Annotated in this window: 24 protein-coding genes; 18 read left to right on the forward strand and 6 right to left on the reverse strand. The window is 61.7% G+C overall.

Translation table 11 applies throughout. From position 1 onward, the window contains the following. The first annotated feature begins 13 nt into the window (after window positions 1-13). The 15 genes from A4A58_RS14050 to A4A58_RS14120 all read left to right on the forward strand — a co-directional run bounded on the left by A4A58_RS14050 (window position 14) and on the right by A4A58_RS14120 (window position 16,622). Window positions 14-613: a TetR family transcriptional regulator gene (locus A4A58_RS14050; protein WP_068733020.1), complete on the forward strand. Its 600-nt coding sequence runs from the start codon at window positions 14-16 to the stop codon at window positions 611-613. 36 nt (window positions 614-649) lie between these two features. Further along, window positions 650-1,273: a flavin reductase family protein gene (locus tag A4A58_RS14055; protein ID WP_068733022.1), complete on the forward strand. Its 624-nt coding sequence runs from the start codon at window positions 650-652 to the stop codon at window positions 1,271-1,273. Between the two features lie 234 nt (window positions 1,274-1,507). Further along, window positions 1,508-3,784 carry an acyl-CoA dehydrogenase gene (locus A4A58_RS14060; RefSeq protein ID WP_068733024.1) on the forward strand — a complete coding sequence of 759 codons (2,277 nt, stop codon included), beginning with the start codon at window positions 1,508-1,510 and terminating at the stop codon, window positions 3,782-3,784. A gap of 13 nt (window positions 3,785-3,797) precedes the next feature. Continuing rightward, window positions 3,798-5,081: an acetyl-CoA C-acetyltransferase gene (locus A4A58_RS14065; protein ID WP_068733712.1), complete on the forward strand. Its 1,284-nt coding sequence runs from the start codon at window positions 3,798-3,800 to the stop codon at window positions 5,079-5,081. Window positions 5,082-5,088: 7 nt separating this feature from the next. Continuing rightward, window positions 5,089-7,185 carry a 3-hydroxyacyl-CoA dehydrogenase NAD-binding domain-containing protein gene (locus tag A4A58_RS14070; RefSeq protein WP_068733026.1) on the forward strand — a complete coding sequence of 699 codons (2,097 nt, stop codon included), beginning with the start codon at window positions 5,089-5,091 and terminating at the stop codon, window positions 7,183-7,185. 27 nt (window positions 7,186-7,212) lie between these two features. After that, on the forward strand, window positions 7,213-7,644 hold the full coding sequence (locus A4A58_RS14075; protein ID WP_068733028.1) for an acyl-CoA thioesterase: 432 nt from the start codon (window positions 7,213-7,215) through the stop codon (window positions 7,642-7,644). A gap of 87 nt (window positions 7,645-7,731) precedes the next feature. After that, window positions 7,732-7,929, forward strand: a complete 198-nt coding sequence (locus A4A58_RS14080; RefSeq protein ID WP_068733030.1) for a hypothetical protein — start codon at window positions 7,732-7,734, stop codon at window positions 7,927-7,929. A 119-nt stretch (window positions 7,930-8,048) separates the two neighbouring features. Further along, window positions 8,049-8,867, forward strand: a complete 819-nt coding sequence (locus A4A58_RS14085) for a DeoR/GlpR family DNA-binding transcription regulator (protein WP_068733032.1) — start codon at window positions 8,049-8,051, stop codon at window positions 8,865-8,867. A gap of 139 nt (window positions 8,868-9,006) precedes the next feature. After that, window positions 9,007-10,551 (forward strand): glycerol-3-phosphate dehydrogenase, encoded by a 1,545-nt coding sequence (gene glpD / locus A4A58_RS14090; RefSeq protein WP_068733034.1) that lies wholly within the window; start codon window positions 9,007-9,009, stop codon window positions 10,549-10,551. Beyond that, the gene (locus A4A58_RS14095; RefSeq protein WP_068733036.1) at window positions 10,548-11,636 is read left to right on the forward strand and encodes an ABC transporter ATP-binding protein; all 1,089 of its coding nucleotides are present in this window, start codon (window positions 10,548-10,550) and stop codon (window positions 11,634-11,636) included. Before glpD ends, A4A58_RS14095 begins: the two co-directional genes overlap by 4 nt. A 1-nt stretch (window position 11,637) precedes the next feature. Next, complete coding sequence (locus A4A58_RS14100; RefSeq protein ID WP_068733038.1) at window positions 11,638-12,723, forward strand: ABC transporter ATP-binding protein; 1,086 nt, start codon at window positions 11,638-11,640, stop codon at window positions 12,721-12,723. Then, complete coding sequence (locus A4A58_RS14105; RefSeq protein WP_068733714.1) at window positions 12,723-13,625, forward strand: carbohydrate ABC transporter permease; 903 nt, start codon at window positions 12,723-12,725, stop codon at window positions 13,623-13,625. The genes A4A58_RS14100 and A4A58_RS14105 overlap by 1 nt, the downstream gene beginning before the upstream one ends. Next, entirely contained in the window at window positions 13,625-14,431 is an 807-nt protein-coding gene (locus A4A58_RS14110; RefSeq protein ID WP_068733040.1) for a carbohydrate ABC transporter permease, read from the forward strand. Before A4A58_RS14105 ends, A4A58_RS14110 begins: the two co-directional genes overlap by 1 nt. 9 nt (window positions 14,432-14,440) lie before the next feature. After that, window positions 14,441-14,770 carry a DUF2160 domain-containing protein gene (locus A4A58_RS14115; RefSeq protein ID WP_068733042.1) on the forward strand — a complete coding sequence of 110 codons (330 nt, stop codon included), beginning with the start codon at window positions 14,441-14,443 and terminating at the stop codon, window positions 14,768-14,770. A gap of 61 nt (window positions 14,771-14,831) precedes the next feature. Beyond that, window positions 14,832-16,622 carry an ABC transporter substrate-binding protein gene (locus A4A58_RS14120; protein ID WP_081421865.1) on the forward strand — a complete coding sequence of 597 codons (1,791 nt, stop codon included), beginning with the start codon at window positions 14,832-14,834 and terminating at the stop codon, window positions 16,620-16,622. Between the two features lie 175 nt (window positions 16,623-16,797). On the opposite strand, the gene A4A58_RS14125 is transcribed toward A4A58_RS14120, so the two are convergent. The 4 genes from A4A58_RS14125 to A4A58_RS14140 all read right to left on the reverse strand — a co-directional run bounded on the left by A4A58_RS14125 (window position 16,798) and on the right by A4A58_RS14140 (window position 21,082). Continuing rightward, window positions 16,798-17,898: an alkene reductase gene (locus A4A58_RS14125; protein WP_068733718.1), complete on the reverse strand. Its 1,101-nt coding sequence runs from the start codon at window positions 17,896-17,898 to the stop codon at window positions 16,798-16,800. 182 nt (window positions 17,899-18,080) lie between these two features. Next, on the reverse strand, window positions 18,081-18,584 hold the full coding sequence (locus tag A4A58_RS14130) for a DUF1993 domain-containing protein (RefSeq protein WP_068733044.1): 504 nt from the start codon (window positions 18,582-18,584) through the stop codon (window positions 18,081-18,083). Window positions 18,585-18,763: 179 nt separating this feature from the next. Beyond that, window positions 18,764-20,008 carry a lytic murein transglycosylase gene (locus A4A58_RS14135; RefSeq protein ID WP_068733045.1) on the reverse strand — a complete coding sequence of 415 codons (1,245 nt, stop codon included), beginning with the start codon at window positions 20,006-20,008 and terminating at the stop codon, window positions 18,764-18,766. A gap of 135 nt (window positions 20,009-20,143) precedes the next feature. After that, window positions 20,144-21,082: an acyl-CoA desaturase gene (locus tag A4A58_RS14140; RefSeq protein ID WP_068733049.1), complete on the reverse strand. Its 939-nt coding sequence runs from the start codon at window positions 21,080-21,082 to the stop codon at window positions 20,144-20,146. A 158-nt stretch (window positions 21,083-21,240) separates the two neighbouring features. On the opposite strand from A4A58_RS14140, the gene A4A58_RS14145 reads away from it, so the two are divergent. Further along, the gene (locus A4A58_RS14145; RefSeq protein WP_068733051.1) at window positions 21,241-21,618 is read left to right on the forward strand and encodes a metalloregulator ArsR/SmtB family transcription factor; all 378 of its coding nucleotides are present in this window, start codon (window positions 21,241-21,243) and stop codon (window positions 21,616-21,618) included. A gap of 36 nt (window positions 21,619-21,654) precedes the next feature. Here the strand turns inward: A4A58_RS14145 and A4A58_RS14150 are convergent, their stop codons facing one another. After that, the gene (locus A4A58_RS14150; protein WP_068733052.1) at window positions 21,655-23,100 is read right to left on the reverse strand and encodes a helix-turn-helix domain-containing protein; all 1,446 of its coding nucleotides are present in this window, start codon (window positions 23,098-23,100) and stop codon (window positions 21,655-21,657) included. A gap of 211 nt (window positions 23,101-23,311) precedes the next feature. Here A4A58_RS14150 and A4A58_RS14155 point away from each other — a divergent pair, with 211 nt between their 5' ends. Together A4A58_RS14155 and A4A58_RS14160 are read left to right on the forward strand one after the other, a co-directional pair. Continuing rightward, complete coding sequence (locus tag A4A58_RS14155; RefSeq protein ID WP_068733054.1) at window positions 23,312-23,521, forward strand: DUF4170 domain-containing protein; 210 nt, start codon at window positions 23,312-23,314, stop codon at window positions 23,519-23,521. 249 nt (window positions 23,522-23,770) lie between these two features. After that, the gene (locus tag A4A58_RS14160; RefSeq protein ID WP_068733055.1) at window positions 23,771-24,319 is read left to right on the forward strand and encodes a hypothetical protein; all 549 of its coding nucleotides are present in this window, start codon (window positions 23,771-23,773) and stop codon (window positions 24,317-24,319) included. A 143-nt stretch (window positions 24,320-24,462) separates the two neighbouring features. On the opposite strand, the gene A4A58_RS14165 is transcribed toward A4A58_RS14160, so the two are convergent. Then, window positions 24,463-25,347, reverse strand: a complete 885-nt coding sequence (locus A4A58_RS14165; RefSeq protein ID WP_068733057.1) for a metallophosphoesterase family protein — start codon at window positions 25,345-25,347, stop codon at window positions 24,463-24,465. Window positions 25,348-25,379: the final 32 nt, after the last annotated feature.

Below are 25,379 nucleotides of genomic sequence, written 5' to 3' on the forward strand. Positions count from 1 at the left end.
ACTGCATTCCGAGATGACTCTGATTTCTGATCACGTTGAAGCCGATATGCGGGGCCGCATCGTTGTGGTCGCGGAAAAACTGTTTCGTGAAATCGGCTACCAGAAGACCACCGTGGCTGATATCGCCAAGGTGCTCCGGATGAGCCCGGCGAACGTTTATCGCTTCTTCGATTCGAAGAAGTCGATCATCGCGGCCGTGGCGCAGCGATTGATGGGCGAGGTCGAGGAGGCCGCGCAGGTGGTCGCGACGACGCCGAAGCCGGTGCAGCTGCGACTGCGCGAATTGCTGATCTCGATCCATCAGTTGAATTCCGAGCGCTATGTCGGCGATGCCAAGCTGCATGAGATGGTGGCGATCGCCATGGAAGAGAATTGGGACGTCTGCGTCGCCCATATCGAGCGGGTTACCGGTACCATTGGCGGCGTTATTGCCGAGGGCGTCGCAAGCGGAGAGTTCTACGCGCCGGACGTGCCGCTAGCGGCGATGTGCACCTGCACGGCGATGCTGCGCTATTTCCATCCGCAGATGATCGTCGAATGCGCGGAAAAGCCCGGTCCCACCGTGGACCAGATGATCGACTTCGTTCTTGCCGGGTTAGCCCCGCGGGGCTAGACGATCTCTCTGACGTTAATTCAGGGGATCTTCCGCGTGACCGCATTCGATCTGCATTCCTACGAGCCCGTCAACGGCCACGGCCTCAAGCACGATCCCTTCAATGCCATTATCGGTCCGCGTCCGATCGGGTGGGTCTCCTCCCGGGATGCCAATGGCCATGTCAATCTGGCGCCGTACAGCTTCTTCAACGCCTTCAACTACACGCCGCCGCTGATCGGCTTCTCCAGCATCGGCATCAAGGACTCCGCCCGCAACATGCAGGCGACGAAGGAATTCGTCTGGAATTTGGCCACCATGGATCTGGCCAAGCAGATGAACGCGACGGCCGCGAGTGTTGGCCCGGAAGTGGATGAATTCGAGCTTGCCGGTCTGACGCCGGTGCCGAGCAAATTTGTCAATGTGCCACGGGTCGGCGAAGCCCGCGTTGCTTTCGAGTGCAAGGTGACCCAGGTCATCGAGCTCAAGGGCGCCAACGGCGCCTCGGCCAACGCCTTCCTCACCATGGGGGAGGTCGTCGCCATCCATATCGACAAGACCCTGATCGTGGACGGCGTCTACCAGACTGCATTGGCCGGCCCGATCCTGCGCGCCGGTCGCCGCGGCGATTACTTCCACATCAAGCAGGACGCCATGTTCGAGATGGCCCGCCCGGACTGAGCCCGCTAGCAGTCCGGCGCGTGGTCGCGCGACCTCTGGTCACGCGGCGAGAAATCGCCTTTCGGGAACCGTTGCGGTATCCTGTCGTTAATGATGGCTCGATGCTGTCGAATTTCGCTTAAATTTCAATGCGAAAGCTAAGGTGACACCAACGCCGTCCCGCTAAGAGCGTCTGCCTTTGGGCGCCCGCGGTCCGCCCGGACTGCCGGTCGCCTCGATCGAGAGGAAGCCTCCATGAGCCCGTCCAGCCTACGCCGCGATTATCTCACCAAGCCGATCTTTGGCTGGGCCAAGGGCGTGCTACCGAAAATGTCCGATACCGAGCGCGAGGCGCTGGAAGCCGGCGACGTCTGGTGGGATGCGGACCTGTTCACCGGCAACCCGGACTGGGCCAAGCTGCTCGCCGTCAAGCCGGCCGCACTGACGGACGAAGAACAGGCCTTCATGACCGGGCCGGTGGATCGTCTCTGCGAGATGATCGACGACTGGAAGATCAATTGGGAATTGCGCGATCTGCCGCCGGACGTCTGGGAGTTCATCAAGCGCGAAAAGTTCTTCGGCATGATTATCCCGAAGGACTATGGCGGTCTCGGTTTCTCGCCCTATGCCCATTCGGAAGTGGTGCGCAAGATTTCGTCGCGTTCGGTGGTCGCGGCGGTGACCGTGATGGTGCCCAATTCGCTCGGCCCCGGCGAACTGCTGATGAAGTTCGGCACCGACGCGCAGCGCCAGCGCTGGCTGCCGCGCCTCGCCGACGGACGCGACATTCCCTGTTTCGGCCTCACCAGCCCGGAAGCCGGCTCGGACGCGGCGTCGATGATCGACAGCGGCATCATCTGCAAGGGTACGTTCGACGGCCAGGAGGTTCTGGGCCTGCGCCTCAACTGGCACAAGCGCTACATCACGCTCGGCCCGGTCGCGACGCTGATCGGTCTCGCCTTCAAGGCCTATGACCCCGATCACCTCGTGGGCTCACAGGACGAGCTTGGCATCACGGTTGCGCTGATCCCGCATGATCTTCCGGGCGTCGAGATCGGCCAGCGCCATCTACCGTCGATGCAGGTGTTCCAGAACGGCCCGAACTGGGGCCGCGACGTCTTCATCCCGCTCGATTACATCATCGGCGGTCAGGAGCGCCTGGGGCAGGGCTGGAAGATGCTGATGTCGGCGCTCGCCGCCGGCCGTGGCATCTCATTGCCGTCGCTGTCTGCTGCCGGTGCCGCCTATGCCGCGCGCACCACCGGTGCCTATGCCCGCATCCGCGAGCAGTTCAACATTTCGATCAGCAAGTTCGAAGGTATCGAGGAGCCGCTGGCCCGTATCGCCGGCACCGCCTATCTGCTCGACGCTGCACGGCGACTGACCTCGGCGGCGCTCAATCAGGGCCATCATCCCGCAGTCATCTCCGGCATCATGAAGCTGCATGCCACCGAGCGCATGCGCATCGCCATCGACGACGCCATGGACATCCATGGCGGCAAGGCCGTGATCGACGGGCCGCAGAATTATATGGGCAATCTCTATCGCGCGGTGCCGGTGGGCATCACGGTTGAGGGCGCCAACATCCTGACGCGCAATCTCATCGTGTTCGGGCAGGGCGCCATCCGCGCGCATCCTTATTTGCTGCAGGAAATGAACGCGCTTGGCGATCCCGACAAGGCGAAGGGCCTCGATGCCTTCGACACCGCGTTCTGGAAACATATCGGCCACAGCGTCACCACACTGTTCCGCGCCTGGGGCCGCTGCTGGACCGGTGGCGTATTCGCGCCTGCGCCGGATGCCGGCGATGCCACACAGTTCTATCGCCAGCTCTCGCGTTATTCCTCGGCCTTCGCATTGTGCGCCGATATGGCGTTGCTGACGCTGGGCGGAGCGTTGAAGCGCAAGGAAATGCTGTCGGCGCGGTTCGGCGATATTCTCTCCGAGCTTTATCTGCTCTCGGCTGCGCTGAAGCGCTGGGAGGACGAAGGTCGTCAGCAGGAGGACCTGCCGGCGCTTGAATGGTGTATGGCGTCCGGCTTCAAGACCATCGAGAACCGCTTTGCGGAGATTCTGGCCAACCTGCCGAACCGCTTTGTCGCCGGCATCCTCAAATTCATCGTGCAGCCATATGGTGCATCGGTGCTCGGGCCTTCGGATCGCGTGGTGCACCGCTGCGCGCAGATGATCCTGGAGCCGTCGGCGACGCGCGATCGCCTGACGCCGGATCTGTCGCATGTGGATGATGACCGCGGTCTGGCGCGGCTGGAGAAGGCGTTCAAACTGGTGACATCGAGTGACGATATTGCCAAGCGCATCCGCACGGCAAAGCTCAAGAACTGGAAGGATGCAGTGGCACAGGGCGTCATCACTCAGGCCGAGGGCGAAAAGCTCGCCGCTGCGCAGGAAGCCGTCAAGCTGGTGATCGAGGTCGATCACTTCGCGCCGGAAGAGCTGTCGCCCGACTATAAGAAGTCCGATAACGTGCATCAGTTCTTCCAGGAACTTGGTGAGCAGCGGGCAGCAAGCTGATGGCAAGCCTTTCATGACAAGACCAGTCTATATCGTTGACGGCAGCCGCACGCCGTTCATCAAGGCGCGCAGCGGTCCCGGCCCGTTCACCCCTGTCGATCTCGCCGTTCAATGCGGACGCCCGCTGCTGGCACGGCAGCCATTTGCACCAAACGCCTTCGATCAGGTGATCCTCGGCTGCGTCAATGTCATCGCCGACGAGATGAATCCGGCGCGCGTCGCCGCGCTCAGGCTCGGCATGGGCGAGGCGATGGTGGCCTTCACCGTGCAGATCAATTGCGGCTCCGGCATGCAGTCGATCGACACCGGCTATCGCTACATCCGCGAAGGCAATGCCGATTTGATTCTCGCTGGCGGTGCCGAAGCGCTCAGTCACGCGCCGCTGGTCTGGCCACAGAATGGTGTACGCTGGTTCGCCGGGCTTGCCATGGCCAAGGGCGTGCTCGGCAAGGTGGCGGCGATCGCCAAGGCCCGGCCGGCTTATTTCAAGCCGATCATCGGCCTCGAGCGCGGTCTCACCGATCCGATCACCGACCTCAATATGGGCCAGACCGCCGAGAAGGTCGGGCACCTGTTCGGTATCACCCGCGCGCAGGCAGATGCCTATGCCGTCGAAAGCCACACGCGCCTTGCGCATGCGCAGGAACAGGGCTGGCTGAAAGGCGAGGTTGAGACCGCCTTTGATCGCAAGGGCAATTTCTACGACCACGATGACGGCGTCCGCGCGGATTCGTCGGTCGACAAGCTCGCGACGCTGAAGCCGGTATTCGAACGTCCGTGGGGGCAGGTCACCGCCGGCAATTCCTCGCAGATCACCGATGGCGCATCCTGGACCATCCTTGCGTCCGAAGACGCGGTGGCGAAACATGGTCTCACGCCGAAGGCGGTGATCATCGACAGCCAGTGGTCTGCGCTCGATCCGTCGATCATGGGGCTCGGTCCGGTGTTGTCGTCGAACGATCTGTTGAAGCGCAACAACATGACGATTCAGGACATCGAGACCTGGGAGTTGAACGAAGCCTTCGCCACGCAGGTACTCGGCTGCCTCGCCGCCTGGAAAGACGAAAAATTCTGCCGCGAGGTGCTTGGCCTCGATGGCGCCGCCGGCGAGATCGATCGCACCAGGCTCAATGTCGATGGCGGTGCGATCAGCCTCGGCCATCCCGTCGGCACGTCCGGTAACCGCATCGTGCTGCATCTCGTCAATGCAATGAAGCGGCTCGGCACCAAACGGGGAATCGCCACCGAATGTATCGGCGGCGGCCTCGGTGGCGCGATGTTGATCGAGACGGTGTGAGGGCGTCATGGACAGCAAGATCATGGACGTTCTCAAGGATCGCGTGCTCGAACTCGGGCCGGCTCCCGACACATCAGGCGCTTATCGCCACTTCAAGCTGACGCGCGATGCCGATGGCATCGCGTGGCTGTTGTTTGACCGCGCCGATGCGAGCGCCAATACGCTGTCGGCTGTGGTGCTGGAAGAATTCGATCAGGTGTTGAATGCGCTGGAAGCCCAGCGCCCGACCGGCATCGTGGTTCGTTCGGCCAAGAGTTCCGGCTTCATTGCCGGCGCCGACGTCAATGAATTTCGCGGCGCCAGCGACCCATCGGAAGTCGAAACGCAGATCAGCCGCGCTCATGCGGTGATCGACCGCTTCGAGGCGCTGAAGATCCCGACGGTGGCCGTCATTCACGGTTTCTGCCTGGGCGGAGGCCTCGAAGTGGCACTGGCCTGCCAGATGCGTATCGCCATCGATGGTGCGCGCTTCGGTTTCCCGGAAGTCATGCTCGGCCTGCATCCGGGTTTGGGAGGCACCGCGCGCTTCACGCATCTGGTCAATCCGATGCAGGCGATGCCGTTGATGTTGACCGGCAAGACCATCGACGCACGCAAGGCGAAGGCGATCGGTCTTGTCGATGCGGTGACCGAGGAACGCCATGTCCGTAACGCCGTGCGCGATGCGGTGTTCGGAAAGCTCAAGCGCGCCAAGCCGAGCGCGCTGATCCCGATCATGAATTTCTCGCCGGTGCGCGGCATTCTCGCTTCGCGCATGGTGGCCGAGGCCGGCAAGGCGGCGCCGCGCGAACATTATCCTGCGCCCTATGCGCTGATCGAGCTCTGGGAGAAACATGGCGGCGACCGTGCCGCGATGCTCAATGCCGAGAAGGCGTCTTTTGCCCGCTTGATGGTGACGCCGACGGCGCAGAATCTGATCCGTGTGTTCTTCTTGCGCGAGCAGATGAAGAAGCTCGCCGGTGACGGCAACACGATCAAGCATATCCATGTCATCGGCGCCGGCGCCATGGGCGGCGACATCGCGGCGTGGTGCGCGCATCAGGACATCCGCGTCACGCTGGCCGACATGAAGCCCGCGCCGATCGCGGGCGCCATGAAGCGCGCCGCCGATCTCTACAGCAAGATCATCCGCAAGCGCACCGATCAGCGTGATACGCTGGATCGCCTGATCCCCGATATGGACGGCGAGGGCGTACGCAATGCCGACCTCATCATCGAGGCCGTGTCGGAAAAGCTCGAACTGAAGCAGAAGGTCTATGCCGGGATCGAGCCGCGTATGAAGCCGGATGCGATCCTCGCCACCAATACATCGAGCATTCCGCTGCAGGACCTGCGCAGCACGCTCGCTAGGCCGGAGCGATTGCTCGGCCTGCACTTCTTCAACCCGGTGTCGCGCCTGCAACTCGTCGAGGTCGTCAGCCATGACGGCGTCGACGCGGAGATGCTGCGGAAGGCGACCGCCTTTGCCGGCGCCATCGATCGCCTGCCACTGTCGGTGAGAAGTTCGCCGGGTTTCCTCGTCAATCGCGCGCTGACGCCCTACATGCTCGAGGCGATGATGCTGATGGAGGAGAAGGTCGACAAGGAAACCATCGACGCCGCCGCCGAGCAGTTCGGCATGCCAATGGGACCGATCGAGCTGGCCGATCAGGTCGGTCTCGATATCTGCCTCGCGGTGGGCGACATGCTGCGCTCCAAGTTTGGCGACCTGCTGCCGCCGACGCCGGCCTGGCTGCGCGAGAAGGTCAACAAGGGCGAGCTCGGCAAGAAGACCGGCAAGGGCTTCTATACATGGCGTGATGGCAAGGCCGAGAAGAGTTCCAGCGCGGTCGCCACGGCTCGTCCGACGCAGGAAATGATCGACCGCCTGGTGCTGCCGATGTCCAATGTCTGCGTCGCCTGTCTGCGCGAAGGCATCGTCGACAATCCCGATGTGGTCGATGGCGCAATGATCTTCGGCACTGGCTACGCGCCATTCCGCGGCGGCCCGCTGAACTACGCGCGGACGCGTGGAACCGAGAATATCACCGCCACGCTGCGCACGCTGGCGGCCCGGTTCGGCGATCGCTTTGCGCCGGATGCCGGCTGGGAAACCTTTAAATGATGACTCAATTTGCGGCAGGCTTTGCTCATGACTGAATCAAAGACGCAGCCAGTGACGGGGCTGGATGCGGAACCGACCGGCGATCTCACCATCCGCACGGTGGCGATGCCGGCGGATACCAACGCCAATGGCGATATTTTTGGTGGCTGGCTGCTCAGTCAGATGGATTTGGGCGGCGGCATCTTCGCCGCGAAAGTGGCCAAGACGCGCACCGTCACCGTCGCCATCGAGGCGATGACCTTCCGCAAGGCCGTTCATGTCGGTGACGTCGTATCCGTGCATGCGGATCTGGTACGGATGGGCCGCACCTCGCTGACCGTGCATATCGAGGCTTGGGTGCTTCGCCGCAACGAAAGCGCCCCGATCCTGGTGACCGATGGCAATTTCACCTTCGTGTCCATCGACGAGGCCGGCCGCCCGCAACCGATCAAGCGCCCGGACGCGACGATTGCGACCTGAATGCTTCCAGACTGACGGCGGGAACGAAATACCCCGTTCCAAGTTAGTGGCCCGGAATATGCATCGCCTATCGCGTAGGGGGCCGCCATGTCAGATACTTACATCATCGAAGTCTCATCGCAGGCTGCCGGCATCGTCGTTCGCGATCCCGACGGCTACCGGTTCTTCGCCGCGTCTCACCGTTTCAACCCCATGGAAGGCCAGCTGTTTCGCAATGCGCGCGAAGCCGAACGCGCTGCCTTCCAGTTCGCAGCGCAGGGCAACCAGACGACCGTGACGCCTTAAAGGGCAACAATGCCCAACGACACGCGGCGGCGAAATCGCATGCCCGCGCGTCAGCGCTAACGCGTTGACCATCGCCGCCAACACCCGCACCATGGAACCGTTCGCTCCGAGGTGCTGACGTGACTGCTGGCCTGACCCATCGCCAATCCGAAATCCTGAATCATGCCCGTGCCTTCGGACGCGTGATGGTCGACGACCTCGTGCGCCGTTTCGAAGTGTCCGCGCAAACCATCCGCAAGGATCTCAACGATCTCTGCGACCAGCGCCTGCTGACGCGTATCCATGGCGGCGCCATCGTCGCCTCCGGCGTGGAAAACCTCGCTTATGAAGCGCGGCGATTCGTGGCGGCCGAGGAGAAGAAGGCGATTGGCGTTGCTGCCGCGGCGCAGATTCCCAATGGCTCGTCGCTGTTCATCAATATCGGCACCACGACCGAGGAAGTCGCCAGCGCGCTGACCAATCACGAAAATCTGCTGGTCATCACCAACAACCTCAATGTGGCGATGATGCTGTATCGGCATCCGCATATCGAGGTGATCGTGGCCGGCGGCACCGTGCGTCGCTCCGATGGCGCAGTGATCGGCTCGACGGCGATCAAGCTGATCGGCCAGTTCAAGGTCGATTACGCCATCATCGGCGCCTCGGCGATCGACGAGGAGGGCGCGCTCCTCGACTTCGACTATCGCGAGGTGCAGGCCGCGCAGGCCATCATCGCCAATGCCCGCAGCGTCATGCTGGTCTGCGACTCGACCAAGCTGCGGCGTTCGGCGGCGGTCCGCATCGCCCATATCAGCCAGATCCAGACCTTCGTGACCGACGTGCCGCTGCCGCCGTCCTTGCAGGAGATCTGCCGGAGCCGGGGCGTCCAGGTCATCGCCGCCTTGCCGGGCTCCGTCGACGATGCGGACGATCTGGAACCCGAGCCAACCCCGCTTTAGAGCCTGTTCAGACCCCGAAAACGCCAGTTGCTTTCGTTTTAGGTTGTGCTTTAATCGAAAGCGAAAGCAAAATCGCTGAAAGCGAAGATGGCGCGTCCGAAGGAAGGCGCCAGACAATTGGCGCAGGAGGGGAGACGGGGTGGGTCAGATCTACGACCTCGCAATCATTGGTGGTGGTGTGAACGGCTGCGGCATCGCCCGCGACGCCGTCGGCCGCGGCAATTCCGTATTCCTCTGCGAGATGAACGATCTGGCCTCAGGCACCTCGTCCTGGTCGACCAAGCTGATCCATGGCGGCTTGCGCTACCTCGAATATTACGACTTCAAACTGGTGCGCCACGCGCTGCTGGAACGCGAAGTTCTCTGGCAGATCGCGCCGCATATCATCCGTCCTCTGCGTTTCGTGCTGCCGCATCACGCCGGTCTGCGGCCTGCCTGGCTGCTGCGCTTGGGGTTGTTTCTCTACGACTATATCGGTGGCCGTAAACTTCTGCCTCCGACGCGCACGCTCGACCTCACCCGCGATGAGACCGGCAAGCCGCTGGCGCCCGGCCGGTTCAAGCGTGGCTTTGAATATTCCGACTGCTCGGTAGATGATGCGCGCCTTGTCGTGCTCACAGCGCGTGATGCCGCCGACCGGGGCGCTGACATCCGCACGCGCACGCGGGCAACCGAGATTAGGCAGGCCGACGGGATGTGGCAGGTCACGGTGCAGGATACGGCGACGGGCGACCGCTCGACCATCAGTGCGCGCACGCTGGTCAATGCCGGTGGTCCGTGGGTCGAGAATGTTCTGGCGGTCGGTGCCGGCGTCAATGCGAAGGCGAAAGTCCGCCTCGTGCAGGGCTCGCATATCGTGGTGCCGAAACTTTACAACCACGACCGTGCCTACATCTTCCAGAATGCCGATGGTCGTATCGTGTTTGCGATTCCCTATCAGGACGATTTCACCCTGATCGGTACCACCGATATCGATTATGACGGCGATCCCGCCGATGTGAAAATCTCTACCGACGAGATCAATTATCTCTGCAAGTCGGTCAGCGAATATCTGGCGCGGCCAGTGCTGGCCGAAGACGTGGTGTGGACGTATTCCGGCGTGCGCCCGCTCTATGACGACGGCGCCAACGAGGCCAAGGCGGCGACGCGCGATTATGTGTTCGAACTCGATCTGCCCGGAGGCCTGCCGCTGCTGTCGATCTATGGCGGCAAGATCACGACCTATCGCCGCCTTGCCGAAGAAGCCCTGCAGAAACTCGCGCCCTATCTGAAAGGCACAAAGGCCAAGGAAGGCTGGACTGCGGATGCCGCGCTGCCCGGTGGCGATTTCGACGTCTCTGCCGTCGATGCGCTGATCGCAGAACTGTTGCGCGACTATCCGTTCCTGACGCCGGCCCATGCCAACCGGCTGGCGCATGCCTATGGCACGCGCGCCGCGAAGATGCTGGGCACCGCGAAATCGCCGGCCGATCTCGGTCAGGCCTTTGGGGCTACGCTGACCGAGCGCGAAGTGCGCTATCTCATGGCTAATGAATGGGCCGTGCGCGCCGAGGATATCGTGTGGCGCCGTTCGAAGCTCGGCTTGCGCCTCTCGAAGGATGAGATCGCGGTGCTCGATCAGTGGCTGCAGGCCAATCGCGCCCAGCCCGCCAATCCGATGCGTGAAGCGGGAGCGCGATCATGAGCGTCGCACTGGATCACGTCTCGCAGATGGTCGATGGCGTCACGACGATCCGTGACGTGTCGCTGACGCTGGAAAGGGGCACACTGAACGTGCTGCTCGGGCCGACATTGGCCGGCAAGACCTCGATCATGCGGTTGCTGGCCGGGCTCGACAAGCCGACCCAAGGCCGCGTGCTGGTCGATGGCAAAGACGTCACCGGCGTCGATATCCGCAAGCGCTCGGTGGCGATGGTCTATCAGCAGTTCATCAATTACCCCTCGCTGACGGTCTATGAGAATATCGCCTCGCCACTGCGCGTGCAGGGCAAGCCGAAAGCCGAGATCGAAACCCGTGTGCACGAGGCCGCGGCCTTGCTCAAGCTTGAGCCCTATCTGAAGCGTATGCCGCTGCAACTCTCCGGCGGCCAGCAGCAACGCACGGCGATTGCCCGCGCGCTGGTCAAGGGCGCCGATCTCGTGCTGCTCGACGAGCCCCTCGCCAATCTCGATTACAAGCTGCGCGAGGAATTGCGCACCGAATTGCCGAAGATATTCGAGGCCTCCGGCGCGATCTTCGTCTATGCGACGACGGAGCCTTCCGAAGCGCTTTTGTTGGGCGGCAGCACCGTGTGTCTGTGGGAAGGCCAGGTTTTGCAGGTCGGCCAGACCTCTAAAGTCTATCGCCATCCCGAGACTCTCAAGGCCGCCGAAGTGTTCTCCGATCCGCCGCTCAATCTGGTGGCGATCGAGAAGAAGAACGGCAATGTGCACTATGCCGGCGGCGCGACGGCGCCCGCCAGCGGGCTCTACGCCGATCTCGCCGACGGCAGCTATCGCGTTGGCTTCCGCGCGCATCAGCTCGAAGTCGCCAGTGGTCTCGCCGGACGGCATGCATTTCCCGCGGAAGTGACCGTGACTGAAATCACCGGGTCGGAAAGCTTCGTCCATCTGAAGCGCGATGCGTCGAACTGGGTTGCGGTGCTGCAGGGCGTGCATGAATTCCAGCCCGGCCACATGCTCGATGCCGTGCTCGATCCCGCCAATCTGTTTGTCTTCGATGGCAGCGACCGCCTGGTCGCCGCTCCCAACACTGTGCAGGGAGCGTAACATGGCCCGCATCGATCTCGTCGATCTCGCGCAGTCCTACAGCGGCAATGATGCCGATCCGGAATCATTCGCGCTGAAGCCGATCTCCATGACCTGGCGGCAGGGCGGCGCCTATGCGCTGCTCGGCCCGTCCGGCTGCGGCAAGACCACGCTGTTGAACCTGATCTCCGGCATCGTGACGCCGACGCGTGGCCAGATACTGTTCGACGGCAAGGACATCACGCCGCTGTCGACGCAGAAGCGCAACATCGCGCAGGTGTTCCAGTTTCCGGTCATCTACGACACCATGACCGTGGGCGAGAATCTTGCCTTCCCGCTGAAGAATCGCGGCGTCCCGAAGGCGCAGATCGACGCGCGCGTGGCCGAGATCAGCGAGTTGCTCGATCTCACGCCCTATCTGGGCCGCAAGGCGACGCGGCTGACACCCGATGCCAAGCAGAAGATCTCGCTCGGCCGCGGCCTAGTGCGTTCCGACGTTGCTGCGGTGCTGTTCGACGAACCACTGACGGTGATCGATCCCGCACTGAAATGGGAACTACGCTCGAAGCTCAAGGCACTGCACCGCGCGCTGGACCTCACGATGATCTACGTGACCCACGACCAGACCGAGGCGTTGACCTTTGCCGATACGGTGGTGGTGATGCATGACGGGCGTGTCGTACAGTCCGGCACGCCGCAGGAATTGTTCGACAAGCCCGCGCATACATTTGTCGGTTACTTCATCGGATCGCCCGGCATGAATATCGTGCCGGCCGAAGTCAGCGGCCGCGAGGCGCGTATCGGCGGTCACGTCATCGCGCTGCAGCGCAGCTACGACAAGTTGCCAGCAGGCGCCACAATCGAAATCGGCATTCGTCCCGAATTCGTTCATGTTGCAACGCCCGCGCCGGGTCTGCTGCTGGCGCAGGTGGAGCGCGTCGACGATCTCGGTCGCATCAGTTTTGCGCGTGTGCGCATCGGTGGCGTCAAATTCGCAGCGCGCGTACCCCAGGGATTTTCTGTTGCGGGGAGCGATGTCGGGCTGGTGTTCGATCCCGGCCGGGTGCACGTTTACGCTGACAGCCGCCTTGTTGAAGGGGTTGCATGATGGACAAGACCGTCAATCAAAAAGCTTGGTTCCTCGTCCTGCCGGTGTTTCTCATCGTGGCGTTTTCTGCGGTGCTGCCGCTGATGACGGTCGTGAACTATTCGGTGCAGGACACCTTCGGCAACAACCAGTTCTTCTGGAACGGCGTCGGCTGGTTCAAGGAGCTGCTCGATCCCTCCAGCGATCTCGGAGGGCGCTTCTACGCGTCGCTGCTGCGCAATCTGGCCTTCTCTGCGATCATCCTCGCCATCGAAGTGCCGCTCGGCATTCTGGTCGCGCTGTCGATGCCGCGTGACGGCTGGCGCGTCGCAGCCTGCCTCGTGATCCTCGCGCTGCCGCTTTTGATTCCGTGGAACGTGGTCGGCACCATCTGGCAGATTTTCGGCCGTCCCGATATCGGCCTGCTCGGCTATACGCTCAATCACATGGGCATCGACTATAACTATGTGTCGAACGAGTTCGATGCCTGGGCGACCGTCATCGTGATGGATGTCTGGCACTGGACCAGCCTCGTTGCGCTGCTGTGCTACGCAGGCCTGAAGTCGATCCCCGATGCCTATTATCAGGCTGCGCAAATCGACGGCGCTTCGCGGTGGGCAGTTTTCCGAGCTATCCAGCTACCGAAGCTTAATCGCGTGCTGCTGATTGGCGTGCTGTTGCGTTTCATGGATAGTTTCATGATCTATACCGAACCCTTCGTGGTCACCGGCGGCGGCCCCGGAAATTCGACCACCTTCGTCTCGATCGAGCTCGTCAAGATCGCGCTCGGCCAGTTCGATCTCGGCAAGGCCGCGGCGCTATCGCTGGTCTACAACATCATCGTGCTGATCGTGTGCTGGATATTCTACACCGTAATGACCAATGCCGGCGTCGATCATACCAAGCGCGAGGGAGCGGTCTGATGCATACGATCCCCGGACGCCGCATTATCCTGTTGCTGTTCCTGATCTTCCTGCTGTTACCGATCTACTGGCTCGTCAATATGAGCTTCAAGACCAATACCGAGATCGTTTCGACCATGACGCTGTGGCCGCATACGCCGACGCTGGAAAATTACACCCGCATCTTTACCGATGAGAGCTGGTATTCCGGCTACATCAATTCGCTGAAATACGTCATCATCAACACCATCCTGTCGATCTCCTTCGCGCTCCCCGCGGCCTATGCGTTCTCGCGCTATCGCTTCCTCGGCGACAAGCACCTGTTCTTCTGGCTGCTGTCGAACCGGATGGCGCCGCCTGCGGTATTCGCGCTGCCGTTCTTCAATCTCTATTCGGCCATCGGTCTGTTCGACACGCCCTGGGCCGTGGCACTGGCGCATTGCCTGTTCAACGTCCCGCTCGCGGTGTGGATTCTCGAAGGCTTCGTGTCAGGCGTGCCGCGCGAGATCGACGAGACGGCGTTTCTCGATGGATACTCATTTCCGAAGTTCTTCGTGAAGATCCTGGTGCCGCTGATCGCCTCGGGCATAGGTGTCGCCGCCTTCTTCTGCTTCATGTTCTCCTGGGTCGAATTGCTGCTCGCACGCACGCTGACCTCGGTGAATGCCAAGCCGATCTCGGCAGTCATGACGCGCACTGTATCCGCCTCCGGCATGGATTGGGGCCTGCTCGCTGCCGCAGGCGTGCTGACAATCATCCCAGGTGCCCTCGTCATCTGGTTCGTCCGCAATTACATCGCGCGCGGTTTCGCGCTTGGCAGAGTCTAGGAGGTCGCCATGGAAAACATCGCATGGATGGCCTGGACGCCGCCGACCGCGATCTTCTTCACGCTGCTCGCGATCACGCTGGGCACCATGACGTGGCTCGCAGTCGCTTATCCCGAAGCCGAACGCATCGGCATCCTGCGCATTCCGACCACGCGCGGCGACCGGCTGTTTTTGTCATTGATCGCGGCGGCCGTCATCCACCTGTTGTGGATCGGCTTCGTCGGCAGCGATCCGATCGCGACGCTGCCGATCGGGGAAGAAGGTCTTGAGATCTCGAACCTGTGGTTCGCGACATTGATTTCGCTGGTCTCGGCGGTGGCGATCTTTCGCACCGTCTGACCGGCATGGACTGCAGTCTCGGGATGAACCCGGGCCTGAAACAGAAGTGAGGGAGGAAGCTATGAGGCACCTGACGACACAGGCACGTCGCCCGACGCGCCATATTATGATGACCAGCGCCGCCGCGCTGATTACCGCGACCGCACTGCTCACCGCGCCGGCGAAGGCCGATGACGCCACGATTCAGAAGTGGATCGACAGCGAATTCCAGCCATCGACGCTGTCGAAGGCAGACCAACTGAAGGAACTGCAGTGGTACGAGAAGGCTGCGCAGCCGTTCAAAGGCATGGAGATCAATATCGTCTCCGAAACCATCACCACGCACGAGTACGAATCGCGCACGCTGGCCAAGGCATTCTCCGAGATCACGGGCATCAAGCTGAAGCACGACCTGATCCAGGAAGGCGACGTGGTCGAGAAGCTGCAGACCCAGATGCAGTCCGGCAAGAACGTCTATGACGGCTGGATCAACGACTCCGACCTGATCGGCACGCATTTCCGCTACGGCCAGACCATCGCGCTGTCGGACTACATGACCGCAGAAGGCAAGGACGTCACTAGCCCGACGCTCGACGTCAAGGACTTCATCGGAACGTCCTTTACCACCGGGCCGGACAAGAAGATGTATCAACTGCCCGACCAGCAGTTCGCGAACCTTTACTGGTTCCGGTACGACTGGTTCACCAATCCCGACTACAAGGCCAAGTTCAAGGCCAAGTATGGCTACGATCTCGGCGTGCCCGTGAACTGGTCGGCCTATGAAGACATCGCCGAGTTCTTCACCAACGACATCAAGGAGATCAACGGCGTCAAGGTCTATGGCCACATGGACTACGGCAAGAAGGATCCGTCGCTCGGCTGGCGTTTCACCGACGCCTGGCTATCGATGGCCGGCAACGGCGACAAGGGTCTTCCGAACGGTCTGCCCGTCGATGAATGGGGTATCCGCATGGAAGGCTGTCGTCCGGTCGGCTCCTCCGTCGAGCGCGGCGGCGATACCAACGGTCCGGCCGCCGTGTATTCGATCGCGAAATATCTCGACTGGATGAAGAAGTATGCCCCGCCGCAGGCGCAAGGCATGACTTTCTCGGAGTCGGGTCCGGTGCCGGCACAGGGCAATATCGCCCAGCAGATGTTCTGGTACACCGCTTTCACCGCCGACATGGTGAAGCCGGGTCTCGCGGTGATGAATGCCGACGGCACGCCGAAGTGGCGCATGGCCCCGTCGCCGCATGGCTCCTACTGGAAGGAAGGCATGAAGCTCGGCTATCAGGACGTCGGTTCGGGCACGCTGCTCAAGTCGACCCCGGCCGATCGCCGCAAGGCAGCCTGGCTCTATCTGCAGTTCATCACCTCGAAGACGGTGTCGCTGAAGAAGAGCCATGTCGGTCTCACCTTCATCCGTGAGAGCGATATCTGGGACAAGTCGTTCACCGAACGCGCGCCGAAGCTTGGCGGTCTGGTCGAGTTCTATCGCTCGCCGGCCCGCGTGCAGTGGTCGCCGACCGGCAACAACATTCCAGATTATCCGAAGCTGGCGCAGTTGTGGTGGCAGAACATCGGCGATGCGTCGTCCGGTGCGAAGACCCCGCAGCAGGCGATGGACTCGCTGGCCGCGGCGCAGGATTCGGTGCTCGAACGTCTTGAACGCTCCAAGGTTCAGGGCGAATGCGGACCGAAGCTGAACAAGAAGGAAACCGCCGAGTTCTGGTACAACAAGTCGGCGAAGGACGGCAACATCGCGCCCCAGCGCAAGCTGGCGAACGAGAAGCCGAAGGGCGAGACGGTGGACTACGACACGCTGATCAAGTCGTGGCCCGCTACTCCGCCGCAGAAGCGCGCGTCGAACTAAGGCGAGCGATCTGAGCAAACAAAAAGGCCGGGAGCGATCCCGGCCTTTTCTCTTTCTGTCATTCCGGGGCGCGCGCTCTTGCGCGCGAACCCGGAATCCCGACATGGCTGAACACTTCCGTATTCCGGGTTCGTGCCCGCAAAGATGCGTGCGCCAACCCGGAATGGCGGCGTGCTTACTCCGCTGCCTGCTTCGCGCCCAGCACCGGATAATCCGTGTAGCCCTTGGCGCCGCCGCCATAGAACGTGGCCTTGTCGGCATCGTTGAGTGGTGCGCCGGACTTCAGACGTTCGACCAGATCCGGATTCGAGATGAACGGCTTGCCGAAAGCGATCAGGTCGGCTGCGTTCGCTTCGAGAACCTTGTTGGCGAGCGCGAGATCGAAGCCGTTATTGGCGATATACGTTCCGCTGAAACGCTTGCGCAGGCTGGCATAGTCGAATGGCGCGATGTCGCGCGGGCCACCGGTGGCACCCTCGACAACGTGCAGATAGACCAACTTCTCGGCGCTCAGCCCATCGACGATATAGTCGAACAGCTTCTGTGCTTCGCTGTCGGCGACGGCATCGTTGGCCGGGGTCACCGGCGAGATGCGGATGCCGGTCTTGTCGGCGCCGATTTCCCTGGCGACGGCCTTCGAGACTTCCAGCATCAGCTTGGCGCGGTTCTCGAGCGAGCCGCCGTAAGCGTCGGTGCGCTTGTTGGTGCTGTCGCGCGCGAACTGGTCGAGCAGGTAGCCGTTGGCGCCATGAATTTCGACGCCGTCGAAACCGGCCTCGACCGCGTTGGCAGCACCGCGCGCGAAACTGTCGATGATGCCCGGGATTTCACCGAGCTCCAGCGCGCGTGGCTCGGAAACATCAGTGAAAGTGTTGTTGACATAGGTCTTGGTTTTGGCAGGGATCGCGGAAGGCGCCACCGGCGCGCCGCCATTCGGCTGCAGGCTGATATGCGAGATGCGGCCGACGTGCCAGATCTGCATATAGATGTGACCGCCCTTGGCATGCACGGCCTCGGTCACCTTCTTCCAGCCGGCGATCTGCTCCTTGGTATAGATGCCCGGGACGTCCTGATAGCCTTGGCCCTGCTGCGACACCGGCGTGCCTTCGGTCACCAGCAGGCCGGCGCTGGCACGCTGGCTATAGTATTCGATCGCCAGCGGGTTCGGCACGTTGCCCGGCAATGCACGGTTACGCGTCAGCGGGGCCATCACAGTACGGTTGGTGAGGGTGACGGCACCAAGCTTGTAGGGGTCGAAAAGTTTGGAAGTGCTCATGTTGTTTGTCCGGACAATGAGGAATGAGATCGAGTTGGGTATCGCGCTGCGCATTGGCAATGTCGCTGCGCAGCGCGTTGTTCATTCAGGATAAAGCGGCTGCTGTGTTGATGGATTTAGCAATCATGACCTCTTGATCTCGCCGAAGGCGGTCGAATTATCCTACGGTTTGTCGGTGCTTTTTAGCTCGCGCCGAGGAAGTCGCGCTTGCCGATTTCGATGCCGCTATGCCGGAGAATGCCGTGTGCGATGGCGACGTGGAAGTAGAAGTTCGGCAGCGAGAAGCTGCTCAGATACTGCTGGCCCGTCATGGTCGTGGTCTTGCCGCCGCCAATCGGAAACGTGACCTCGCGTGAGTCGGCGCCTTCGAATTGAGCCGGCGTGAAGCCCTTCACATAGTCCATCGCCTTGGCCAGACGCTGCTTCAATTCGCCGAAGGTTTTCTCGGTGTCCGGTACCGACTGAGGTTCGTTCTGGGTGAGCCGGGCGCAACCACGCATCGCCTGGTCGCAGGCGACCTGAACCTGGCGAGAGAGCGGCAGCATGTCGGGATAAAGCCGGGAGCCGAGCAAGGCTTCCGGCTCGATCTTCTTCGCGGTGACGTGGGCCTCAGCCTTGTCGAGAATGGCGGAGAGGCTGGCGAGCATCTGCAGATAGGCAGGCACGGCGGAATCGTAAAATGACATGTGATGCTCTTTTTCGGTCGATTGCGGCTGCGCAGCGGTGACGACCCGGAAAGGGTCAAGAAAGATGCTGCTGCATGGACTTGGGGCGCGGCCAGCCGAATTCAACCGCCCCGGTCTTACAAAAGAGAAGAAATTTCGAGCATGGTGCCGATAAGCGGATACCGTTTCTCGGATCAGACTTAGTGCCCGGATTTCAATGCGGCGAGCAATTCAACCGTCGGCCAGGAGTCCGCGGGCAGCCCGAACTTGACCTGCATGGCCTTGACGGCGGTGCGGCTCTGCTGGCCGAGAATGCCGTCGATCTTGCCGACATTGAAGCCGCGCTTCGCCAGCAGCTGCTGCAGCTCGCGCAACTCAGGATGTGACAGCTGCGCGACAGGGGCGGAGGGCTGCCGCATCTTGGAGGCGCCATTGATGCGGGTGGCGAGATAGGCCGCTGTCGTCGAATAGATCAGCGAGTTGTTCCATTCGGTATAGGCGGCGAAATTCGCGTAAGCGAGGAAAGCGGGACCGTGGCGGCCCATCGGCAGCAGCAGCGAGGCCGGCATGGTGTCGTTGGGCAGCGGCCGTCCGTCGGGATAGCTGACGCCGAATGACGCCCATTTGGCGCGCGGCAGTTGAATGGTGAGATCGGCCTGATCCCACGGGATATTCTCGGTGACGCGCACCTCCTGCAGCCACGGTTCGCCGCGCCGCCATTTCAGGCCGGTGGAGATGTAATGCGCGGTCGAGCCGATCACGTCGGCGGGGCTGCGCAGCAAATTGCGATGGCCATCGCCGTCGTAGTCGACGGCATAATTGAAGTAATGCGTCGGCAGAAACTGCGTCTGGCCGAGTTCGCCGGCCCATGAGCCGATCATCTCCGCCGGCGACAGGTCGCCGCGATCGATGATCTTCAGTGCGGCGATGGTCTCGTCCTGAAACATCTTCGAGCGCCGGCAGTCATAGGCCAGCGACACCAGCGAGCGCAGCGTCTGCAGATTGCCCATCTGCACGCCGAAGTCGCTTTCCAGCGCCCAGAACGCGGCGATCACCGCAGGAGGTACGCCATACTCTTTCTCGGCGCGCGCAAAGGCCGCGGCATTTGCCTTGATCTTCAACTGCCCGTTCTGCATCCGGTAGTCCGCTGCCATGCGTCCGGCAAATTGCGTGAACAATTGCCCGAACACCCGCTGCCCGCGGTCGCGATTGACGATGCCCTGGTCGTAGACGAGGTAAGGCGAGGCCTCCGCCATCGCCCGCTGCGACACGCCGGCGGCGACAGCCTGCTGTTTCAGCCCGGCCAGGAATTGATCGAAGTTCTGGCCGTTATGGCAAGAGGCGGCGCGCTGGGCGGAGGCGGGGGTGATCGAGAATGCGAATGTTGCGAGTAAGCCGACAGTCAAGATGGTTAGGCGCTTCTCGGAAGTCAGAAGTCCAGGCATTCAAATCCCCACAACGTCATGCCCGGGCTTGACCCGGGCATCCATCTTTCGGCCAGCTTACTAACAGTCAAGATGGATGGCCGGGTCAAGCCCGGCCATGACGGAGTTCATATTTCGTCCTCATAGCGGTGACGGCTACGCACAGCCGGCAGTTGAACGTGCGGAAGCGGCGGTGTCGGGCAGGCGTCGCAAGCCTTCTCGCGGGACAATATTGTCGGGAAGCTTGATGTCGTTGGCCAGTCCCATGCACGACAAGATGCGAACGAAGAGGTAGCCTAAGTCAATCTGGCCGCGTTCGACACCCAATTGCGCCGACTCCGGGAAAGCGTGATGATTTCCATGGTACGCTTCGCCGAAGGTCACCAATCCGAAGGCGGGCAGATTAAACCCCTGCACGGCCACGCCGTCCACGCGCCACCCTTGGTGGCCGCGCCGATGCGCGAAATGCCCTATCAGCCAGTGCCCCGTGAGTGAGACCGAGATCCGAACGGCAATGCCCCACACGACCCATGGCCAGTCGCCGAGGACGTAGAACAACACTGCCCATGGCAATTGTTGCGCCATCCAGGTTGCTTCAAGGAAGCGGTAGAAGCGATCTCTCGCGACGCGCGGCTCTATGATGAATTCGGGCGGATGCCGCAACGCCACGATGCAGTGCATCTGCCAGAATGCGTCGACGAAGAAGGACCGCCGATGTGCGTGCAGATCATGACACAATGCCTGCCTCTGCGCCCAGTCGCGAATATCGTGAGCGTAAATCATGCCAAATGGTCCTGCCATGCCGACCAGCACGCCCAGATAGACGAGAGCATGTTCGAGCCACAACGGACACCGGAAGGCGCGATGAATGAGGAGGCGATGCATGCCGACCGAATGACCCGCGCAAATTGTCACCGCGCTCGATATAGCGCAGACGAGCAAAGCGCTCCAACTGAAGTTTGGGGGGCCACAAACGACAGCGACCACTGTCATTGTTGTGGTCCATACAGATTTGCCCGGCACCCATTCGATATGACCCTGGACGGGATCGCTGTGTGACCCGGAAATCATCCGCCCCGTTGATATTGTTTCCATTGTTTATCCTCTCGGAACCGTGAGCGGTCGACAGGCGTCACACTTGCGGTGCGCCCGGTCCTGCAGTAATTAGGTAGTAAGCTAATTATTGATATGGGTATTTAGATGATTAGGCAATGCCCTAAATAAAGCGGGCTAGATCACGGTGGGACTGCCAATTGAACGCGAGTGAAAAAAAGGAAACGTCCGCTGATGTTTGGCTGGGTGGTGCGTCAATCCAGCGTGTTTTCGAAGCGCTGGCGTCTGCGCCGAGGCGTAAAATTCTTGCATATCTGGCTCACACGTCGCTGACGGCAGGCGAGATCGCGGCACGCTTCGACATGGCAAAGCCGTCCATCTCGCAACATCTGAGTGTGCTGGAAAATGCCGGGCTGATCACCAAGCGACGGCAGGGGCAATTTATCCACTATTCATTGGTCGAGAACAATCTCGTCAACACGCTGGATGGTTTTGTTCAGGACGTTTGCCCGGTCCGGCGTCCGATCAAAGGAGAGAGCAAAGCGCTCGCGTCGGGCAAAAAGAAGAAGGTACCGTAGCGTCGCATGCCGTCAGATTCTCGGATCGGTTAAGCCTCACAATTCCCGCGCATTGCTGAACGCAAAGCTCGACACCCGCCGCGTGTTTTCGTCCAGAATCAGACTCCGCGTGATCGGCGGCTCGGCGCGCTGGCTGCAGTTTTCGCGCTCGCACAGGCGGCAGTTGACGCCGATCGGCGTGCCTTCGGTCTTTTCCAGATCGAGGCCCGCCGAATAAGCCAGCTTGCCGGCATGGCGGATCTCGCAGCCGAGGCCGATGGCGAAGCGCGGCTGTGGCTGCGGATGTGGCGCGGCAGGCCGACGCAGCGTCTGCGCGATGGAGAAGTAGCGGCTGCCGTCGGGCAGTTCGATCACTTGGCTCAGCAGGCGGTCCGGCGTGTCGAAGGTCGAGTGCACGTTCCACAATGGGCAGGTGCCGCCGAATTTCGAGAACGGGAAGGTGCCCGACGAAAATCGCTTCGACACGTTGCCGGCGTTGTCGACGCGCAGCATGAAGAACGGCACGCCGCGCGCATTCGGCCGCTGCAGCGTGGTGAGGCGATGACAGATCTGCTCGAAGCCGACATTGAAGCGCTGGCCGAGCACCTGCACGTCATAGCTCAGCGCTTCCGCTGCGCTATGAAAGGCTGCATAGGGCATCAGTGCGGCGGCTGCGAAATAGTTGGCCAACGTGATGCGATAGAGCCGCCGCGTCGTGTCGTCGAGCGGGCCGGCGCGGCCGATGATGCTCTCGAAATTGGACGAACATTCGACGAGGCCGATCTGGAACGCAACCTGAAAGGCGCGGCCGGGCGCATCGACCATTTCCGAGATCAGCAATTGCCGGCGATGCCGGTCGAACCGACGCAGCGTCTCGCGCATCACGTCCACCGGCATGATGCGGGTGACGATCGAATATTTGTCCCGCAGCCGCGTGCTCAGCGCGGCAAACAGATCCTGCGACGGCACGTTGATCTCGTCGCGCAGGCTTTCGGCGGCCGCTTCGAGTTCGGGGAAGTAATTGCGGTTGGCCTCGATCAAATCACGCACGCGCTCGATCGGATTGGCCTCGAATGGCGCGCCTTCATGCCGATCGGCCATCTGCGCAGCCACCATGGTCTCGCCGCGCCGCGCTTCGGTATAGGCCGCATAGAGCCGCTGCAGCGCATGCGTGACGCCGGGGCAGAGTTCGGCGAGGTCGCGCAATTCCTGTTTCGGCAAATCGATCTGGCGAAACAGCGGATCGGAAAAAATCTCGTTCAGCTCTGCGAAGAAGCGATCCTCATCGGCCGTTGCGAGGTCGCGCAGATCGAGGTCGTAAGTCTCGGCAAGTCGCAGCAAAAGTTGCGCGGTGACCGGCCGCTGGTTGCGCTCGATCAGGTTGATATAGCTCGGCGAAATGCCGAGCCCCTCGGCCATCTGGGTCTGCGACAGGCCCTGTTGCTGCCGGATGCGCCGAAAGCGCGGCCCCACGAACAGTTTCTTGCCGGACTCGCCTGCCATCCGCGCCAATTCCTGGTTCCCCGAGTCGCCACTCGGTCGTTAATTGTGACAAAATTGACAAAATGACATTTATTACAAGTCGTGATGTTACATTACATCACCATTCAAATACAAGCCATCTGGCGGTTTTGGCTGATATGGCGTTATCTCCTCACACGGTGAATGCATCGCATGTCACGAATGTCGATTTTAGAGAGATCAGGAGCACGACATGTCACACGGTAGCAATTTCTGGGTCATCGGCGGCGAGTTCGGTTCGATGAACTTCCACAAGCTGGTTGAAGGCTCGGCCCAGGTGCAGGGCCCGTTCAAGACGCGCAAGCAGGCCGAAGAAGCCTGGAAGACCGTGTCGGAAGAGAATCGCCACCGCGCCGGCGTCCGCTTCTCCATCGTCGAAGAGCCGAGCCGCCAGGTCGCTTAAGACCGACGGCTCGCCTGAGGCTGAGATCCCGAGCGGTGTCAGTGCCGCCGGATCGCCTCAAGCCTGTCGCCGATTTGCCTATAAGAAGACGTCCAAGGACATCAGCGGCCTCATCCGGGCAACCGGGTGGGGCCGTTGGTGCGTTCAGCGGCCAAGCCTCTGGAAACAAACGGCCTTTCCGGCACTTATGGTTACTGATAGGTTAGAGCCTGTGGCTGCCGCGCTCAGGCAGCCAAAAAGAGGTCCAGCGTGGCGAGTAACGGGACGAAGCCTGCCGAGGAAGCCAAGCCGCAGCGTCTGCGCGACGCGTTGCGTCAGGCCCGCATCGAGGCGGCCGATCGCACCGGTGTCGTCGTCGAGCTGCGCGATGCCGAAGTGGCGCGGCTGGAGATCCTCAATGAAGCGCTCGATCCGCTGTTCGCCGAGATCCCTGTTGGCATCGAGATGTTCGACCGGGGCATCAGCCAGGGCGACACGCCGCGGCTGTGGATCGACATGGTCGCCCATGTCGCGATGGGGCGTGACAAGCGCATGTATCGATTCGTGCAGGACACCCGCCATGGTCGCGTCGTGCTGGCAGAGGCGCATGACGTTCCGACCATCGTGAAAGCCGTGACCGACTATATCGCGCGCCGCATGATCGAGCGCGAACATGCGCTGGTGACGATGCCGGCTCCGCAAGTGCCAACACCCGTGAAGAGGCCGCGCAGCCGGTTCTGGCCCTTTGTGTTTGGGGTGATCTTCGGTGTGATTGGCTTGTTTGCACTGGCGCTGTTCGTGTCCGTGCGCGGGCATTAAGTTTTCTGTCATTCCGGGGCGAACGCAGCGCTAGCTGCGGGCGAACCCGGAAGCTCCAAGTAATAGGAACAAATCGGGATTCCCCGCCACTCCAATTGGAGTGGCTGAGGTTCGCCCAAGAGCGCGCTCCGGAATGACGACTACTACACCAGCATTGTCCGCGTCAGTTCATGCACCATGTTGCCATCGCCAAAGCCCCGCACCGTGTGCTCGCAGCGCCAGCGCTCGCCGTCGCGCGCGATGGCGAACAGATTGTAGGCCGCCGCTGGCTTGTGCCCGTGCGCGATCGATGATGCCGACGGCACGCCGATAGCGGGGATGCGCCGCTGCGGGCCGTCGAACCACATGGTCGAGTGAATGTGGTCGTGACCATGCAGGATCAGTTCGACGCCATGCCGTTTCAGCACGGCCTGCAGCGCGTCGGAATCCGTCAGCCGCTTCATTTTCTGTGCTGAACGCAGCGGATGATGAATCAGCAGCACGCGAAACAGATGTGCCTCTGCGAGGCCACCAAGCATAAGGTTGAGTGCGTTAAGCTGCGCGTCGCCGAGCGAGCCCGTCGCCATGAACGGCGCAGTCGGGACGCTCGACGACACGCCGATCAGTGCCAGCGGGCCGCGGATACGCAGGAACGGAAAGCGCGTCTCCGCGGTATCGTCGCTGCGCATATAGTCGCCGAACGTTTCGGCAAAGCGCTGCGGCGCCCCGCGGACGTAAGCATCGTGATTGCCGGGGACCAGCGAGACCTTGTCCGGCGTGCCGACGCTTTCGATCCAGCGGCGCGCGCGCGGGAATTCAGCAGCCAGTGCAAGGTTTACGAGATCGCCGGTGACGGCGATATGGTCTGGTTGCTGCGCCTGCATGTCGCTGACGATGACATCCAGCATGTCGCGGCGGTGGATCAGGTGCCGGTTGCGCCGCCAGTTCAGATAGCCGAGCACGCGCTGCCCCAGCAGCTCGCGCCATTGCGGTTCCGGCATCGGCGGAACATGCGGATCGGACAGATGGGCGAGGGTGAAAGCCGTCATCGGAAGCGATCTGCCCCTGCGCGCGTGTGAAC

The sequence above is a fragment of the Tardiphaga robiniae genome, assembly GCF_001618955.1.
GTDB lineage: Bacteria > Pseudomonadota > Alphaproteobacteria > Rhizobiales > Xanthobacteraceae > Tardiphaga > Tardiphaga robiniae_A.

Excerpts from the sequence above, each read along its gene's own strand:
- A4A58_RS14050 (WP_068733020.1), top strand. The coding sequence starts at position 14 with ATGACTCTGATTTCTGATCACGTTGAAGCCGATATGCGGGGCCGCATC.
- A4A58_RS14060 (WP_068733024.1), top strand. The coding sequence starts at position 1,508 with ATGAGCCCGTCCAGCCTACGCCGCGATTATCTCACCAAGCCGATCTTT.
- A4A58_RS14065 (WP_068733712.1), top strand. The coding sequence starts at position 3,798 with ATGACAAGACCAGTCTATATCGTTGACGGCAGCCGCACGCCGTTCATC.
- A4A58_RS14070 (WP_068733026.1), top strand. The coding sequence starts at position 5,089 with ATGGACAGCAAGATCATGGACGTTCTCAAGGATCGCGTGCTCGAACTC.
- A4A58_RS14075 (WP_068733028.1), top strand. The coding sequence starts at position 7,213 with ATGACTGAATCAAAGACGCAGCCAGTGACGGGGCTGGATGCGGAACCG.
- A4A58_RS14080 (WP_068733030.1), top strand. The coding sequence starts at position 7,732 with ATGTCAGATACTTACATCATCGAAGTCTCATCGCAGGCTGCCGGCATC.
- A4A58_RS14095 (WP_068733036.1), top strand. The coding sequence starts at position 10,548 with ATGAGCGTCGCACTGGATCACGTCTCGCAGATGGTCGATGGCGTCACG.
- A4A58_RS14100 (WP_068733038.1), top strand. The coding sequence starts at position 11,638 with ATGGCCCGCATCGATCTCGTCGATCTCGCGCAGTCCTACAGCGGCAAT.
- A4A58_RS14105 (WP_068733714.1), top strand. The coding sequence starts at position 12,723 with ATGGACAAGACCGTCAATCAAAAAGCTTGGTTCCTCGTCCTGCCGGTG.
- A4A58_RS14110 (WP_068733040.1), top strand. The coding sequence starts at position 13,625 with ATGCATACGATCCCCGGACGCCGCATTATCCTGTTGCTGTTCCTGATC.
- A4A58_RS14115 (WP_068733042.1), top strand. The coding sequence starts at position 14,441 with ATGGAAAACATCGCATGGATGGCCTGGACGCCGCCGACCGCGATCTTC.
- A4A58_RS14120 (WP_081421865.1), top strand. The coding sequence starts at position 14,832 with ATGAGGCACCTGACGACACAGGCACGTCGCCCGACGCGCCATATTATG.
- A4A58_RS14125 (WP_068733718.1), bottom strand. The coding sequence starts at position 17,898 with ATGAGCACTTCCAAACTTTTCGACCCCTACAAGCTTGGTGCCGTCACC.
- A4A58_RS14130 (WP_068733044.1), bottom strand. The coding sequence starts at position 18,584 with ATGTCATTTTACGATTCCGCCGTGCCTGCCTATCTGCAGATGCTCGCC.
- A4A58_RS14135 (WP_068733045.1), bottom strand. The coding sequence starts at position 20,008 with ATGCCTGGACTTCTGACTTCCGAGAAGCGCCTAACCATCTTGACTGTC.
- A4A58_RS14140 (WP_068733049.1), bottom strand. The coding sequence starts at position 21,082 with ATGGAAACAATATCAACGGGGCGGATGATTTCCGGGTCACACAGCGAT.
- A4A58_RS14150 (WP_068733052.1), bottom strand. The coding sequence starts at position 23,100 with ATGGCAGGCGAGTCCGGCAAGAAACTGTTCGTGGGGCCGCGCTTTCGG.
- A4A58_RS14155 (WP_068733054.1), top strand. The coding sequence starts at position 23,312 with ATGTCACACGGTAGCAATTTCTGGGTCATCGGCGGCGAGTTCGGTTCG.
- A4A58_RS14165 (WP_068733057.1), bottom strand. The coding sequence starts at position 25,347 with ATGACGGCTTTCACCCTCGCCCATCTGTCCGATCCGCATGTTCCGCCG.